A 14,676-nucleotide genomic window follows, 5' to 3' on the forward strand; every position below is an offset into this window, starting at 1 on the left:
TATAAAATCCCGGCATGGCCAACCTTGCTGATCTGTTCGATTCCGCTGCGGCGCGCGCGCTCGATGCGCAGGCCTCGGCGCTGGCTGCCGAGGGCGGTTGGGACCTGATGTCACAGGCCGGCCAGGCCGCCTGGCAGTGCCTGCTCCAGCATTGGCCCCAGGCGCAGCGGATCGGCGTAATGGCCGGTGCGGGCAACAACGGCGGTGATGGCTACGTGCTGGCCCGCCACGCGCTGCAGGCCGGACGCGAGGTGAAGGTTGTCGCGCTGCCGGGCAAATCACCGTCGACCGCGCTGGCGCAGCGGGCGCTGTCGGAGTTCATGTCTGCGGGCGGTACCGTGGTGGATTTCGATGGGGCGCTGCCCGCGGCCGATGTCTGGGTTGATGCCTTGTTCGGGCTGGGCCTCGACCGCAGGCCGGAGGGGGCGGCGCAGGCCATGGTGGCCGCGCTCAATTCCCAGTCGGTTCCGGTCCTCGCCCTGGATGTCCCCAGCGGCGTCGATGCCGACCGCGGCACCGTGCCGGGCGCGGCGGCGAGGGCCACGCTGACCCTGCAGTTCATCGTGCGGCATCGCGGGTTGTATACGGGCGATGCGCTGGATCACTGCGGTCGGAAGCTGCTGGCACCGCTCCAGCTGCCGTCGGTCGCCTGGGAAGGCGTATCGCCAGCGGCCGAGTGCTGGACCCGGGAGCGATTGCCGGCGCTGCTGCCACCGCGTCGTGCCAACAGCCACAAGGGCGAATCCGGCCATGTGCTGTGCATTGGTGGCAACCATGGCAGCGGCGGCGCGCTGGTGATGGCTGCCGAGGCGGCGCTGCGCACAGGCGCCGGGCTGTTGAGCGCCGGCACCCGTCGCGAGCATGTCGGCCCGATGCTGGCGCGGGTGCCGGAGGCGATGAGCCACGCACTGGAAGAGGGCGCAGCGCTGCCGGCGCTGCTGGACAAGGCCAGCGTGGTGGCAGTCGGGCCCGGGCTGGGCCAGGACGAATGGGCGCGCGCGCTGTTTGCGCGGGTACTGGCCTGCGCCAAGCCACTGGTGGTCGACGCCGATGCCTTGAACCTGTTGGCACAGGATCCGCGCGCGCTGCCCGGCGCCATCCTCACGCCACATCCCGGCGAGGCTGCGCGCCTGCTTGGCTGCAGTACGGCCCAGATCCAGGCCGATCGCTTCGCCAGCGCACAGGCGCTGGCCGATCGCTTCCACGCCGTGGTGGTGCTGAAAGGTGCCGGCAGCATCGTGGCGGCACCGGGGCATCGACCCCGGCTGATCGCCGCAGGCAACCCCGGCATGGCCGTGGGCGGCATGGGCGACCTGCTTACCGGCATCATCGCCAGCCTGCGCGCGCAGGGGTTGGCCGCGCTTGACGCCGCTGCGGGCGGCGCGTTGCTGCATGCGCTCGCAGGCGACGCCGCCGCCGTGGATGGCGCGCGTGGCCTGCTCCCCACTGACCTGCTGGCACCATTGCGGCGGCTGGCCAACCCGGAATGCTCTCCATGACCGAATTCTTCCTTGCCGACAGCGATGCCACCGAGCTGCTGGGGCAGTGGCTTGCGGCCACCCGGCCGCCGCAGGCACTGATCGAACTGCGTGGCGACCTTGGTGCCGGCAAGTCGACCACGGCGCGGGCACTGCTGCGCGCACTGGGCGTGCAGGGGGCCATCCGCAGCCCTACCTACACCCTGGTCGAACGCTATCCGTTGGCCAGTGGCGGCGAGGCATGGCATCTGGACCTGTACCGCATCGGCCAGGCCGGCGAGCTCGATTTCCTCGGCCTGGACGAGGGCAGCGCGGTGCTGTGGCTGGTCGAATGGCCCGAGCGCGGGGCCGGTGCCTTGCCGCCTACCGATCTGGTGGTCGCGCTGGACCTTGAAGGCCAAGGGCGCCGTGCTCGTCTCATTGCGGTGAGCGACGTGGGGCGTGAATGGCTGAAACGGCTTCCCCAAGGGGGCGACTTGCATGCCATTTCTGTCGGCTGACGAGAACAAACGCCGGCAGGTTACGGATTATTAAGGAAAAAGGTGTTGCATTCCGTTCAGCGCGGTGATTGAATCCTGAGCCATGCGCCCGGGGAACCGTCTCATCGCCATCTGTGCCACCGTCGGACTGGGTCTGGCGAGCGCCAGCGCGTGGGCGGGTGAAGTCCGCCAGGTCGTGCTGAATACCGGCGCCACCGGGACCCGCGCCGAGATTTCGTTGGCCGGCAGCGGCGGCTACAAGACCCTGTCGTTGTCTGGGCCGAACCGGCTGGTTGTCGACTTTCCCGACTCGAGTGCGGTGCGGGCGCTGAAGATGCCGGCTCCCCAGGGCGTGGTTACTGCGGTACGCACGGGACAGCCGGTGCCGGGTACCTTCCGGGTGGTCTTTGACCTGGCCGAATCCGTGGCCCCGTTCCGCCCGCAGATGCAGCGCGAGGGCAATGAATCCAGGCTGGTGATCGAGTGGCCGGGCGATGGTCAGTCCGTGGCCAGCAGTCGTCCGGCCACGGCCGGGCAGGCAGCGGCGGCGGCAGCGCCCGGCGTCGCGGCACCGACGCCGGCCGAAAGCGCGCAGTCGCGTTCCGATGCCGCCCGCGCCACCGCCCTGCTGACCGCGCAGGTGCAGCAGCAGGCCAGTGTCACCGCAGCGGCAACGGCTGCGCCGTCACCGGTGCCGGCTACGGCGTCGGCGCAGGGTGCCGCGGCCGGTACCACTACACCTGCGTCCTCGCCGGCTGCGATCCTTGCCGGCCAGCACACTGCGGCGGTAGTGACCAACCCGCCCGCCACCGTACCGCCGCCGGCACCCAAGCCGATGGATCCTCCGCGCCCAGCCATGCCCAGTGATGCCTCGCGCATCCGCATGCAGCCCGGCATGCGCCATCTGGTCGTGGCGATCGATCCCGGCCACGGTGGCCAGGATCCGGGCGCGATCGGTCCGACCGGCAAGCGCGAAAAAGACGTCACCCTGGCGGTGGCGCGCGAGCTGGCGCGCCAGGTCAACGCCACCCCGGGTCTGAAGGCTTACCTGACCCGCGACAGCGATGTGTTCATCCCGCTGCCGATGCGTGCGCAGAAGGCGCGGGCGAACAAGGCCGACATCTTCATCTCGATCCACGCCGATGCGGCCGAGAACCGTTCGGCCACCGGCTCGTCAGTCTACGTGCTGTCGACCAAAGGCGCGTCCTCGCAGCGCGCTCGTTGGCTGGCGGACAAGGAAAACGCGGCTGACCTGGTCGGTGGCGTGCGCCTGCAGCAGACCGAGGGCACCCTCGCCAACGTGCTGCTGGACCTGGCCCAGAGTGGCTACATGAAGGCGTCCGAAGATGCGGCCGGCCACGTGCTGGGTGGCCTGAAGCGGATCGGCAACAACCACAAGCCGAACATCGAGCGCGCCAACTTCGCCGTGCTGCGGACCTCGGACATGCCGGCGATGCTGGTGGAAACCGCGTTCATCTCCAACCCGGACGAGGAGCGCCGCCTGACCGATCCCGCCTACCAGCGCAAGATCGCCGGTGCCGTGCTCGATGGCGTACACACCTTCTTCAGCCGCCAGCCACCGCCGGGCACGCTGTATGCGGCCCGTGCCCAGGCCGAGATCGACGCGGCTGCCACCATGGCCGGCGGCAGCAAGTAACCCGCCGAACGCGGGTTGCCGCTTTCTGCGGCGTCGAGCCGCGCCTCTGACCGATGGGCGCCCTTCTGGCGAACGCATCGCCACGCGCGCGGGCCCTGCCGCCGGGAACGCGAGGTGCTTCATGCCCGGCGGACGACGGGCCGCTCCGCTATCATCGACCCATGAAGTCCGCTGACCATCATCTCCCATGAGTGCGCCCGGCCCGCGCCCGATCCGGCCATTGCCGGAAATCCTGATCAACCAGATCGCCGCCGGCGAAGTGGTCGAGCGTCCCGCCTCGGTGGTCAAGGAGCTCGTCGAGAATGCGATCGATGCCGGTGCCACACGTGTCGACATCGACCTGGAAGAAGGCGGTGTGCGCCTGATCCGCATCCGTGACAACGGCAGCGGTATCGCACCGGAGCAGTTGCCGCTGGCGGTATCACGCCATGCCACCAGCAAGATCGCCGACCTGGACGATCTCGAATCAGTGTCCACGCTGGGCTTCCGTGGCGAAGCACTGCCGTCGATCGCCTCGGTCAGCCGCTTCACCCTGGCTTCGCGCCGCGCGCATGACGAGCACGGCTCGGCGCTGCAGATCGAAGGCGGCAAGATCGGCGAAGTGACCCCGCGAGCGCATGCGCCAGGCACCACCGTGGAAGTGCGCGAGTTGTTCTACAACGTGCCGGCGCGGCGCAAGTTCCTGCGTGCCGAGCGCACCGAACTGGGCCATATCGAAGAGTGGCTGCGCTCGCTGGCGCTGGCGCGGCCGGATGTCGAGCTGCGCGTGTCGCACAACGGCAAGGCGTCACGCCGCTACAAGCCGGGTGACCTGTATTCCGACGCGCGCCTGGCCGAAACGCTGGGCGAGGATTTCGCCAACCAGGCAGTGCGCGTCGACCATAGCGGTGCCGGGCTGCGCCTGCACGGCTGGATTGCGCAGCCGCACTATTCGCGGGCCAGTGCCGACCAGCAGTACCTGTACGTCAACGGTCGTTCGGTGCGTGACCGCAGCGTCGCCCACGCGGTGAAGATGGCCTACGGTGACGTGCTGTATCACGGCCGCCAGCCGGCCTATGTGTTGTTCCTGGAACTGGACCCGACCCGCGTTGACGTCAACGTGCATCCGGCCAAGCACGAAGTCCGTTTCCGCGATGCCCGACTGGTCCATGACTTCGTCTACCGCACGTTGAAGGATGCGCTGGCCGATACCCGCGCCGGCATGTCGGCGCAGGAAATCGGGGCCGGCACCGCGCATCCGGCGGACGCCACGGCTGCACCCATGGAGTCGAGCGCGGGCGCCTCCGGTTTCGGGTGGGTGCGTGGCCCCGCGCCGGGTGCCGGCTCGGGAGGTGGTGGTGGCGGATTCTCCGGGTGGCGCCCACAGCAGCCGCTGGGTCTGCAGGTGGCCGATGCGCCTGCCGCTTACGCAGCGCTGTATGCCACGCCCGCCGGCGTCGAACGCGCAGCGGCGTTGCCGCCGATGCCGAGCGAAAACGGGTTGCCGGTGACCAGCGCCGAGGCCGGCGTGCCGCCATTGGGCTATGCGATCGCGCAGCTGCATGGCATCTACATCCTCGCCGAGAACGCCGAAGGCCTGATCGTGGTCGACATGCATGCGGCCCACGAACGCATCGGCTACGAGCGCCTGAAGAACGCGCACGACGGCATCGGCCTGCAGTCGCAACCGCTGCTGGTGCCGATCACCCTCGCGGTGGGCGAGCGCGAGGCCGACACCGCCGAAAGCGAAGCGGAGACCCTGGCGGCGCTCGGTTTCGAGGTAACCCGTGCCGGCCCCGGTTCGCTGCACGTGCGCAGCATTCCGGCGCTGCTGGCCCATGCCGAGCCGGAGGGGCTGCTGCGCGACGTGTTGACCGACCTGCGCGAGCATGGGCAGAGCCGCCGCGTCGCGAGTGCACGCGACGAGCTGCTGTCGACCATGGCCTGCCATGGCGCGGTCCGCGCCAACCGGCGCCTGACCGTGCCCGAGATGAACGCGCTGCTGCGCGATATGGAGATCACCGAGCGTTCCGGCCAATGCAATCACGGCCGGCCGACCTGGGCCCGTTTTTCGCTGGCGGAGATCGACCGCTGGTTCCTGCGCGGACGTTGAGGGGAGCATCGATGAGGTATCGGGAATTGTGTGGCGTGCTGGCTGCCCTGGTATTGGCCGCCTGCAGCCCGGCATCGGCGCCTGCACCCGCGCCGTCCGTAGAGGATCCGGCCTACGCCGCCGCGCAGCAGCAGTGGCGCGTGGCACGCTACCAGGACCTGACACGGCCCGATGGCTGGACCGCGCTGGTCGGGCTGCACTGGCTGCAGAACAGATCGCACTTCGTCGGCAGCGGCCCCACCAACGGCCTCAGGCTGGCGGTGGGGCCGGAGAAACTGGGCCTGCTGCGCCGAGAGGGCTCCCGATGGTGGTTCACGCCGGAACCGGGTGTCGATGTCAGCCATGAAGGCCAGCCAGTGCGCGGCCGCATCCACGTCGACACCGACAAGGACCCGCAGCCGACGCTGCTGGCCTTCGATGGCGGCAAGGGCCAGCTGAGCATCATCCGTCGCGGTCCGCGCGATGCGCTGCGGGTCAAGCACGCCGATGCACCCGCACGGCGTGACTTCGCCGGCCTGGAGTATTGGCCGGGCGGCCCCGATTGGCAGGTGCAGGCGCGCTTCATCGCGCATCCCGCGGGCAAGACCCTGCCGATCGTCGACATCACCGGGCTGACCACCGAGATGCCCAATGCCGGCGCGGTGGAATTCGAACGCGACGGGCGCACCTGGCGGCTGGAAGCGATCGGCGCTGCCGGCGCGCCGCTGTTCCTGATCTTCGCCGACCGTACCAGTGGGCGCGGCAGCTACCCGGCGGGTCGCTACCTGGATACCGGCGCACCCGGCCCCGATGGCAGGGTGCGCATCGATTTCAATCATGCCTACAACCCGCCGTGTGCGTTCACCGCCTATGCGACCTGCCCGTTGGCGCCCCCGGAGAACCGGCTGGACCTGCGCGTGGAAGCGGGAGAGAAGGCCTACCACCTGCCAGAAGGAGAGGGCTGACCATGCCGATCAAACATCTGTTCCGTGCCACGCTGCTGCTGGTGGCCTGTGCGGTCGCACCGTTGGCCCCGGCCCATGGCGCGACCGTCGCCGGCACCGTGGCGGAGGCCGGGCCGCCGGTGCCATTGCTGTGGAAAGTGACTGGCCCGGGTGATTCCCGCGTGTACCTGCTGGGATCATTCCACTTGCTGAAGCCACAGGACTACCCACTGTCGGCCGATGTCGAACAGGCCTTCGAGGCGTCCCAGCGGGTTGTATTCGAGTTGTCGCCGGAGGATATGCAGTCACCGCAGCTGGCCAGCCGCATGGTGCAGGCGGCGATCCGCACCGATGGCAGTGAACTCAAGCGCGATCTTGATGCTGCCACCTGGCAGAAACTGCAGGCGTTCGCGGCCGAGAACCAGCTGCCGCTGGCGCAGATGCAGGGCATGAAACCCTGGTTCGTTGGCCTGAGCATTTCGATCGGACAGATGCAGAAGCTGGGCTTGGACCCATCGCTGGGACTGGACCGCCATTTCATGGGGCGCGCGCAGAAGACCGGCCGCAGCACGGCCGGCCTGGAGGACATCGACACCCAGATCAGCATGCTCGACGGCATGACCGCGCAGGAGCAGCGGCAGATGCTGGCCGAAGCGCTGGACCAGGCCGGCAAGGCCGATGAGCAGGCGCGCCAGCTGCACGATGCCTGGCGGCGCGGCGACGAGCGCCTGCTGTGGACGAAAATGGCAGCGGAAATGCGTCAGCAGTACCCGCAGCTCTACCAGCGCATCAATACCGGCCGCAATGACGCCTGGGTGCCAAAGCTGCTGCCGTACCTGCAGGCTGGCCAGGGCGGAACGCTGGTCGTGGTGGGCACGCTGCACCTGCTGGGTAGTGACGGCGTCGCCGAGAAGCTGAGGGCGAAGGGCTACAAGGTCGAGCGCGTGTGCACGGGGTGCAAGGCGAAACGCTGACGCATCGTTGGGGCCATTCCAGACAAAAAAACGGCGCGCCAAAGGGCGCGCCGTTTTCGTGCCAGCGGGGGCTGCAGATCAGCGGCGGGTCTTGCCGCCGGTGCCCGGTTCGCCGGGCTTGCTGCCGGTGCCGGCGCCCGTTCCGGTGCCGCCCGGGCGCGGTCCACCGAAGCCGCTGCCCATGCTGCGCTGGAATTCCTGCCACAACTCCAGGTTGCGCTCGGTCAGCTGGTTCATCATTGCCCAAGGGGTCTGCCCCAGCAGGTTGCCCATCTGCTGGCGGAACTGCTGCTGCTGGTCGAGGAAGACCTGCATGCTGCGCTCCAGGTAATTGCCCATGAAGCCCTGCAGGGAGTCCCCGTAGAAGCGGATCAGCTGGCTCAGCAGCTGGGTGGACAGCATCGGTTCGCCGTCCTGCTCCTGGTCGGCGATGATCTGCAGCAGGACCGAGCGGGTGAGGTCATCGCCGCTCTTGGCGTCGCGGACTTCGAAGTCTTCACCGTCCAGGATCAGCTGCCGCACATCCTCGATGGTGATGTAACTGGAAATTTCGGTGTCGTAGAGACGGCGGTTCGGATACTTCTTGATGATGCGGGTCGCAGCCATTGAAGCGGTCACTCGTCACAGTAAGTGCGCAGCATGGCGCAGTGCAGCAGCGGTTGCAACCGCCTCAGCCCCCGCCAGGCTTGGCTTTCAGCGGCGATCATGTTGCGCAACAAGGAGTTGCGTGCTGCGCAGCATGACCTTCGGCAGGGGGACGAGCAGGGCAGCAGCGCCCGGTTGCGCGGCCTACCAGCCCATGTGATGGCCGCCGTTGATGTCCAGGTTGCTGCCGGTGATCCAGGACGCTTCGTCGGCCACCAGGAAGGAAACGCCATAGGCAATTTCCTCCGGCTTGCCGAGGCGCCCGGTGGGGATGTCGGCGATGATCTTGGCGCGCACTTCGTCCGGCACCGCCATCACCATGTCGGTGGCCACATAGCCCGGGGAAATGGTGTTGACCGTGATGCCGAAACCGGCATTCTCGCGGGCCAGCGAGATGGTGAAGCCGTGCATGCCGGCCTTGGCCGCCGCGTAGTTGGCCTGGCCGTACTGGCCCTTCAGGCCGTTGATCGAGCTGATCTGGATGACCCGGCCCCAGCCGCGGCGGCGCATGCCCTCGATGACCGGCCGGGTGACGTTGAACACCGAATTGAGATTGGTGTTGATCACATCGTGCCACTGGTCCGCGCGCATGCGGTGGAAGGTCGTGTCGCGGGTGATGCCGGCGTTGTTGACCAGGATCTCGACCGGGCCCAGCTCGGCTTCGACCGCGCGCACCAGCGCTTCGGCGCTGCCCGGATCGGAGACATCGCCCGGGAAGATCGACACGGTGTAGCCGCGTTCGGTCATCGCCTGCTGCCAGGCGCGGGCCTTGGCCTCGTCGCGGTAGTTGGTGGCGACCCGGTGGCCCTGGTCAGCCAGGCGTTGGCAGATGGCAGTACCGATGCCGCCGGTTCCGCCGGTGACCAGTGCGACGCGAGATGTCATGGAATGCTGTCCGGAATCAGGTGGGGGAGGGGGGATTCTGCAACATCGGCGCGGAAAGTGCGCCGGGCGGCAGCAGGATGTCGGCATGAGGCAGCCGCGCCGGGTCGAAGGCCCTCTGCGCCGCGGCGAGCAGCGTGTCCCTGTCGGCGGTTGCCTCGAGGGCAGCAGGCGCCTGGCCCAACAGCCTCCAGAGTTCGCGCAGCACCGGTACCGGCCGCATGCTGTCCACCGGCAGCGCCGCCAGTGACTTGGACAGTTTGTGGCCCGGCGCATCCAGCAGTAGTGGCAGGTGCCAGTAGCGTGGCACCGCCAGCCCGAGCGCCTGTTGCAGGAGGATCTGCCGTGCGGTGGAATCGAGCAGGTCGGCGCCGCGCACCACTTCGGTCACGCCTTGCGCGGCGTCATCGACCACCACTGCCAGCTGGTATGCCCAGCAACCGTCGGCACGGCGCAGCACGAAGTCACCGACCTCGGCGTGGACGTCCTGCAGTTGCGGGCCACGCAGGCCATCGTCGAAGCGGACCAGGCTGCCCGGTGGCACGCGGAAGCGGACGGCCGGGTCCGGTCGCGGTTGCCGGGCGACGCACCGGTGGTGGATGCCGCCGCTGGCGGCCAGCTCGCTGCGGCTGCAGTGGCAGACGAAGGCCAGGTCGCTGGCCAGCAGCACATCCAGTGCGGCCTGGTAGGCCTCGCCGCGCGAGCTCTGCCAGAGGATCGGGCCGTCGTGGACCAGGCCGAACGCGGCCAGCGCCTGCACTTGTGATTCCGCCGCGCCGGGCACGGTGCGGGGGGGATCGACGTCTTCGATGCGCAGCCGCCACAGGCCGCCGTGATGGCGGGCGAGCAGCCAGCTGCCGAAGGCGGCGAGCAGGGAACCGGGGTGAAGCGGGCCGGTCGGCGAGGGAGCGAAGCGGCCGCAGGGAATGGGGGAGGTCATGCTGGCTGAATCGTCGGTCAGGTTGGCGCTTGAATTCAAGCTGACCGCACCGTAGATATGACCGATATCGTCCCCTTCCGAGCCGGATTTTCCCATGTTTACCCGCATCGCACTCTTTCTAGCCACCAACTTTGCAGTGCTGATCCTGGCCGGCATCGTCATGTCGCTGCTGGGGGTCAATCCGAGCCAGATGAGCGGCCTGCTGGTGATGGCTGCGATCTTCGGCTTCGGCGGTTCCTTCATTTCGCTGTTGCTGTCGAAGTGGATGGCCAAGCGCTCCACCGGCGCAGTGGTGATCACCGAGCCGCGCAACCCGACCGAGCGCTGGCTGCTGGCCACCGTCGAACGCCAGGCCAAGGCGGCCGGCATCGGCATGCCGGAAGTGGCGGTGTACGACGGCCCGGAGATCAATGCCTTCGCCACCGGCGCCAACCGCAACAACGCGCTGGTGGCGGTGTCCACCGGCCTGCTGCACAACATGAGCGAAGACGAGGCCGAAGCGGTGCTGGGCCACGAGATCGCCCACGTCGCCAACGGCGACATGATCACCATGGCCCTGTTGCAGGGCGTGCTGAATACCTTCGTGATCGTGCTGGCCCGCGTGGTCGGCGGCGTCATCGACAGCGCGCTGTCGGGCAACCGCGAAGGCGGCGGCCGTGGCTTCGCCTACTACATCATCGTGTTCGTGCTGGAGATGGTGTTCGGCCTGTTCGCGACCATGATCTCGATGTGGTTCTCGCGCCACCGCGAATTCCGCGCCGATGCCGGTGGTGCCTCGCTGGCGGGCCGGCAGAAGATGATCGCTGCGCTGGAGCGGCTGAAGCTCAATCACGGCCAGAGCACGCTGCCGACGCAGATCGCGGCCTTCGGCATTGCCGGTTCGACGGCGAGGAAGCTGTTCATGAGCCACCCGCCGCTGGAAGAGCGCATCGCCGCGCTGCGGGCGTCGACGGTGGCGTAAGCCTCCGTGCTTCCACGGTAGTGCAGGAACGCCTGGCCCCGCGCCGGGCGTTTTTGTATGCGCGCCGATGCATCGGTGGCGCCGGGTACGACCCGGCGAGAGTCATTTCCGCGACCGCGGAGGGGTGTCACTTTCTTTGCGCGCAAAGAAAGTAACCAAAGAAACGCTCCGCCAGCCGCGAGCCGTCGCTACGCGACGGTTCCCTGCGCTTCTCGGTGAATCAGGGGACGGCGCCGAACTCGCTGCGCTCAGACACCGGCGCCTCTTCGCCCCTGATTCTCCTGCGATGCTCGGCTCGCTCAAGGCGGACTGGAAGGTCAAGATCAAGGGCAACAGCATCCACGCGTGGCGTGGGTCTTATCTCTTGCCGATCTGGCACCTTGGGTGCCGAGAGCCCGGCGTGGGCGACCGTGTGGATCCAGGTCTTGCGACCGAGAAGTAGCTTGGGTCCCCACGCCGGATTCTCCCTGAACCGCCCGAACAGTTGGTTGAGTTGGCGCTCGAACTGATAAGACTGGGCAAGCGGGGGGAGCTCTCGACCCTGTCAGCCTGGCGGAGTTCTGCCATGTTTGGGATTGGGATCGATGTGAGCAAAGCCACGCTGGATGTGGCCGTCCATGGAGAGCAGTTTCGCCAATTCAGCAACGACAAGCGCGGCTTTGTGCGCTTGATTCGGTGGTTGAAGAAGTGGCCGATCAAGCAGGTCGTTCTTGAGGCAAGCGGGGGTTACGAGCGGGCTGCTCTGGATGTATTGCACGCCGCCGGCCTGCCGATGGTACGGATCAATCCAGCGCGTGCACGGCGATTTGCCCAAGGCACGGGCCGTGCCGCCAAGACCGATCGGCTCGATGCAACGGTGCTGGCGCAGATGGCCCATTTGTTGCCGCTGACCCGCTACGTACCGCCTGCTCCTTGGCAGCAGCGTCTGTCTGAGTTTGCACAATGCCGCAGGCATCTGGTGCAGATGCGGGTCAGTGAGATGCAGCGCTTGCGGCGATTGGTCGATCCGGATCTGATTGCGATGAAGCAGCGCCATATAGCTCAGCTATCTGACGACCTGAAACAATTGGATAAAGCTATTGCCGAGCAGCTTGAGGGACAGCCTGGCTGGAAGAGTATCGGCGCGCTCAAAGGCGTCGGACCCATCCTGATCAGTACGCTGGCCTGCGAGCTCCCGGAACTGGGCAGTTTGGGAAGCAAAGCCATAGCATCGCTGGTGGGTTTGGCCCCGATGAACCGCGAAAGTGGCACTTGGCAGGGTCAGCGACGCATCAGTGGTGGGCGCGCGGTGGTGCGCGAAGCCCTTTACATGGCGGCCCTCACCGCCATCCGGTACGAGCCGAGACTGCGCGCGTTTTACGCTGGCTTGAAGGCCAAGGGCAAAGCGAGCAAGGTGGCGCTCGTGGCGGTTATGCGCAAAATGCTGGTGATCCTCAACGCCCGCAAGCGGGACGCCGAGGTGACCCCCGGCTGCCCCTGACAAGACAGTTGCTACTGGGTGCAGCTGTGGCATTTGATCTTGGGTCCGCCTTGAGCGAGCCGAGCACCGCAGGTCCGGCGAGGGCGAAGAGGTGCGGGTGTCTGAGCGCAGCGAGTTCCCGCACCGTCCCTCGGCGGGCCGAGGAGCACAGGGTACCGATGCGCAGCATCGGCTCGCGCCCCGGCGGCGTGTTTCTTTGGTTACTTTCTTGATGGCGCACATCCATGTGCGCCACCCTACGGGCCGGCTGCGCCGTTCCACGCTGCTCCTGCAGCGCGGTGCACGCGCAAAGAAAGTGACACCCCTCCGCGGTCGCGGAAATGATCCCAGGCATCGCCTGGCGCGCCAATGCGTCGGCGCACGAACGAGAACGGCACCCTCGCAGGTGCCGTCCCCATGAATCGCTTTACACGGAACCTCAGAACTTCGCGTCGAACTCCGCCGCGTAGCCGGTGTTCACCAGCACCTTCTGCAGCGACTCGGCCACTTTCAGGTTGCCGGCAACCACCTGCTGGGTTTCCGGCCCGCGATTGTCCATCCGGCCCAGCGGCGCACCCTTGAAATCGCAGACCTTGCCACCGGCTTCGCGGACCAGCAGTACACCGGCGGCAATATCCCATGCCTTCACGCCGGCCTCGAAGTAGGCATCGGCCCGGCCGCAGGCCACGTAGGCCAGGTCCAGCGCCGCCGAACCGGCGCGGCGGATGTCTTCGGCGTGCACCAGCAGGGCGTCCACCGCCTTCAGCTGGGCGCCGGCACGGGCGCGCTCGCGCGGCGCAAAGCCGGTCTGGATCAGGGTGCCGGCCAGGTCCTTGCGGTCGGCCACGCGGATGCGGCGGTCGTTGAGCACCGCGCCGGCGCCACGGCTGGCGGTGAACAGTTCATTGCGCAGCGGGTCGAAGATGACCGCATCGGTGGGCTCGCCGTTCTCGACCAGGGCGATCGACACGCAGTAGTGCGGCACGCCACGCAGGTAGTTGCTGGTGCCGTCCAGCGGGTCGATGACCCACATGTGGCGATGTTCGCCCTGCACGCCGCCTTCCTCGCCGAACACGCCGTAGTCCGGGTATGCACGCTTGAGTTCCTTGACGATGACCTTTTCCGCGTCCGCATCCACTTCGCTGGCGTAGTCCATCCGCCCTTTCTGCACCACGTTCAGTGCCTCGAGCTTGTTGATGTTGCGCAACAGGACGTTGCCGGCGAGGCGGGCGGCCTTGACCATGACGGTGACGGCGGGTTTCTGCATGGCGTGGGCTCCCGGGAAGGCAGAAGGGGGGACTGGCAGGGGAAAAGAGCAGGTCCGGCGCAGTGGCCGGCCGCACAGTTTACCATTGCTCTTCGCCCAGCTCGACCTTTTCCCTGTTCATGTCCCAGTTTCCTGCCGCCACCCGCCTCCGATTCGTCCTGGTCGGTACCCAGCACCCCGGCAACATGGGGGCCGCCGCCCGCGCGCTGAAGACCATGGGCCTGGCCCGCCTGGTGCTGGTCGCCCCCGAAAAACCGCTGGACGAGGAGGCCTTCCGCCGCTCGGCCGGCGCCGAGGATGTGCTCGGTGACGCTCCGGTGGTGGCTACCCTGGCCGAGGCCGTGGCCGACTGCCGCCTGGTGCTCGGCTGCACCGCCCGTGCCCGCCGCGTCCAGCTGGAGGAGTATCTGCCTGCCGATGCCGCCGCCCGCGCAGTGGCCAAGGCCGCCGGAGGTGACGAGGTGGCGCTGGTGTTCGGCCGCGAGCGCACCGGCCTGACCAACGAAGAACTGCAGCTGTGCCACGCGGCCGTGCATATCCCGTCCGATCCGGAATTCAGTTCGCTCAACCTGGCTGCCGCCGTGCAGGTGCTGGCCTATGAGACGCGCATGCAGTTGTTGGGTGCGCAGCCAATGGCCGGAACCGAACCGGGCGTCCGGGAACAGGCCGCCAGCCACGAGCAGATGGAGGGCTTTTTCGCGCAGTTGGGCGATACCCTCGACGAGATCGATTTCCACAAGGGCCGGGCCCCGGAATCGGCAATGCGCAAGCTGCGCCGCCTGTTCCTGCGCAGCGAGCCGAGCGAGCAGGAAGTGCGCCTGCTGCGCGGGATCCTTGCCGATGCCCAGCGTATGGCGCGGTTGGCCCGGGAGGGCGGCAAGGACCGCTGACGACGTTCCCGTTTTTTCGGATAGTCTGT

General features: G+C 67.7%; 13 protein-coding genes. 9 read left to right on the forward strand and 4 right to left on the reverse strand.

Annotated features, from left to right (window positions below; translation table 11 throughout):
- Nucleotides 1–14 precede the first annotated feature (14 nt).
- The 6 genes from A9K58_RS00665 to A9K58_RS00690 all read left to right on the forward strand — a co-directional run bounded on the left by A9K58_RS00665 (nt 15) and on the right by A9K58_RS00690 (nt 7,603).
- Nucleotides 15–1,499: an NAD(P)H-hydrate dehydratase gene (locus A9K58_RS00665; protein ID WP_065197492.1), complete on the forward strand. Its 1,485-nt coding sequence runs from the start codon at nt 15–17 to the stop codon at nt 1,497–1,499.
- A complete protein-coding gene (tsaE, locus tag A9K58_RS00670) occupies nt 1,496–1,978 on the forward strand; it encodes a tRNA (adenosine(37)-N6)-threonylcarbamoyltransferase complex ATPase subunit type 1 TsaE (RefSeq protein ID WP_065197493.1) in 483 nt (160 codons plus the stop codon). Before A9K58_RS00665 ends, tsaE begins: the two co-directional genes overlap by 4 nt.
- Before the next feature lie 82 nt (nt 1,979–2,060).
- A complete protein-coding gene (locus A9K58_RS00675) occupies nt 2,061–3,614 on the forward strand; it encodes an N-acetylmuramoyl-L-alanine amidase (protein ID WP_065197494.1) in 1,554 nt (517 codons plus the stop codon).
- Between the two features lie 187 nt (nt 3,615–3,801).
- Nucleotides 3,802–5,706, forward strand: coding sequence for a DNA mismatch repair endonuclease MutL (gene mutL, locus A9K58_RS00680; RefSeq protein WP_065197495.1), 1,905 nt, complete (start codon nt 3,802–3,804; stop codon nt 5,704–5,706).
- An 11-nt stretch (nt 5,707–5,717) separates the two neighbouring features.
- Entirely contained in the window at nt 5,718–6,650 is a 933-nt protein-coding gene (locus A9K58_RS00685; protein WP_065197496.1) for a DUF1684 domain-containing protein, read from the forward strand.
- Nucleotides 6,651–6,652: 2 nt separating this feature from the next.
- Complete coding sequence (locus tag A9K58_RS00690) at nt 6,653–7,603, forward strand: TraB/GumN family protein (RefSeq protein ID WP_065197497.1); 951 nt, start codon at nt 6,653–6,655, stop codon at nt 7,601–7,603.
- A gap of 78 nt (nt 7,604–7,681) precedes the next feature.
- On the opposite strand, the gene phaR is transcribed toward A9K58_RS00690, so the two are convergent.
- From phaR to gluQRS, 3 genes are all read right to left on the reverse strand, one after another.
- Nucleotides 7,682–8,209, reverse strand: a complete 528-nt coding sequence (phaR, locus tag A9K58_RS00695; protein ID WP_065197498.1) for a polyhydroxyalkanoate synthesis repressor PhaR — start codon at nt 8,207–8,209, stop codon at nt 7,682–7,684.
- A 183-nt stretch (nt 8,210–8,392) separates the two neighbouring features.
- The gene (phbB, locus tag A9K58_RS00700; RefSeq protein WP_065197499.1) at nt 8,393–9,133 is read right to left on the reverse strand and encodes an acetoacetyl-CoA reductase; all 741 of its coding nucleotides are present in this window, start codon (nt 9,131–9,133) and stop codon (nt 8,393–8,395) included.
- 16 nt (nt 9,134–9,149) lie between these two features.
- Entirely contained in the window at nt 9,150–10,070 is a 921-nt protein-coding gene (gene gluQRS, locus A9K58_RS00705) for a tRNA glutamyl-Q(34) synthetase GluQRS (RefSeq protein ID WP_065197795.1), read from the reverse strand.
- A gap of 94 nt (nt 10,071–10,164) precedes the next feature.
- Between gluQRS and htpX the strand changes: the two genes are divergently transcribed.
- Together htpX and A9K58_RS00715 are read left to right on the forward strand one after the other, a co-directional pair.
- Nucleotides 10,165–11,031 carry a protease HtpX gene (gene htpX / locus A9K58_RS00710; RefSeq protein ID WP_065197500.1) on the forward strand — a complete coding sequence of 289 codons (867 nt, stop codon included), beginning with the start codon at nt 10,165–10,167 and terminating at the stop codon, nt 11,029–11,031.
- A 565-nt stretch (nt 11,032–11,596) separates the two neighbouring features.
- Nucleotides 11,597–12,511, forward strand: a complete 915-nt coding sequence (locus A9K58_RS00715; RefSeq protein ID WP_065197796.1) for an IS110-like element ISStma6 family transposase — start codon at nt 11,597–11,599, stop codon at nt 12,509–12,511.
- Between the two features lie 418 nt (nt 12,512–12,929).
- On the opposite strand, the gene A9K58_RS00720 is transcribed toward A9K58_RS00715, so the two are convergent.
- Nucleotides 12,930–13,757 (reverse strand): inositol monophosphatase family protein, encoded by an 828-nt coding sequence (locus A9K58_RS00720; protein ID WP_065197501.1) that lies wholly within the window; start codon nt 13,755–13,757, stop codon nt 12,930–12,932.
- A gap of 119 nt (nt 13,758–13,876) precedes the next feature.
- On the opposite strand from A9K58_RS00720, the gene A9K58_RS00725 reads away from it, so the two are divergent.
- Nucleotides 13,877–14,647 carry an RNA methyltransferase gene (locus A9K58_RS00725; RefSeq protein WP_065197502.1) on the forward strand — a complete coding sequence of 257 codons (771 nt, stop codon included), beginning with the start codon at nt 13,877–13,879 and terminating at the stop codon, nt 14,645–14,647.
- Nucleotides 14,648–14,676: the final 29 nt, after the last annotated feature.

This window comes from Stenotrophomonas maltophilia (assembly GCF_001676385.1).
Taxonomy (GTDB): domain Bacteria; phylum Pseudomonadota; class Gammaproteobacteria; order Xanthomonadales; family Xanthomonadaceae; genus Stenotrophomonas; species Stenotrophomonas maltophilia_J.

What these genes read in the sequence shown, in the direction of transcription:
- A9K58_RS00665 (WP_065197492.1), top strand. Translation starts at nt 15, where the DNA reads ATGGCCAACCTTGCTGATCTGTTCGATTCCGCTGCGGCGCGCGCGCTC.
- tsaE (WP_065197493.1), top strand. Translation starts at nt 1,496, where the DNA reads ATGACCGAATTCTTCCTTGCCGACAGCGATGCCACCGAGCTGCTGGGG.
- A9K58_RS00675 (WP_065197494.1), top strand. Translation starts at nt 2,061, where the DNA reads ATGCGCCCGGGGAACCGTCTCATCGCCATCTGTGCCACCGTCGGACTG.
- mutL (WP_065197495.1), top strand. Translation starts at nt 3,802, where the DNA reads ATGAGTGCGCCCGGCCCGCGCCCGATCCGGCCATTGCCGGAAATCCTG.
- A9K58_RS00685 (WP_065197496.1), top strand. Translation starts at nt 5,718, where the DNA reads ATGAGGTATCGGGAATTGTGTGGCGTGCTGGCTGCCCTGGTATTGGCC.
- A9K58_RS00690 (WP_065197497.1), top strand. Translation starts at nt 6,653, where the DNA reads ATGCCGATCAAACATCTGTTCCGTGCCACGCTGCTGCTGGTGGCCTGT.
- phaR (WP_065197498.1), bottom strand. Translation starts at nt 8,209, where the DNA reads ATGGCTGCGACCCGCATCATCAAGAAGTATCCGAACCGCCGTCTCTAC.
- phbB (WP_065197499.1), bottom strand. Translation starts at nt 9,133, where the DNA reads ATGACATCTCGCGTCGCACTGGTCACCGGCGGAACCGGCGGCATCGGT.
- gluQRS (WP_065197795.1), bottom strand. Translation starts at nt 10,070, where the DNA reads ATGACCTCCCCCATTCCCTGCGGCCGCTTCGCTCCCTCGCCGACCGGC.
- htpX (WP_065197500.1), top strand. Translation starts at nt 10,165, where the DNA reads ATGTTTACCCGCATCGCACTCTTTCTAGCCACCAACTTTGCAGTGCTG.
- A9K58_RS00715 (WP_065197796.1), top strand. Translation starts at nt 11,597, where the DNA reads ATGTTTGGGATTGGGATCGATGTGAGCAAAGCCACGCTGGATGTGGCC.
- A9K58_RS00720 (WP_065197501.1), bottom strand. Translation starts at nt 13,757, where the DNA reads ATGCAGAAACCCGCCGTCACCGTCATGGTCAAGGCCGCCCGCCTCGCC.
- A9K58_RS00725 (WP_065197502.1), top strand. Translation starts at nt 13,877, where the DNA reads ATGTCCCAGTTTCCTGCCGCCACCCGCCTCCGATTCGTCCTGGTCGGT.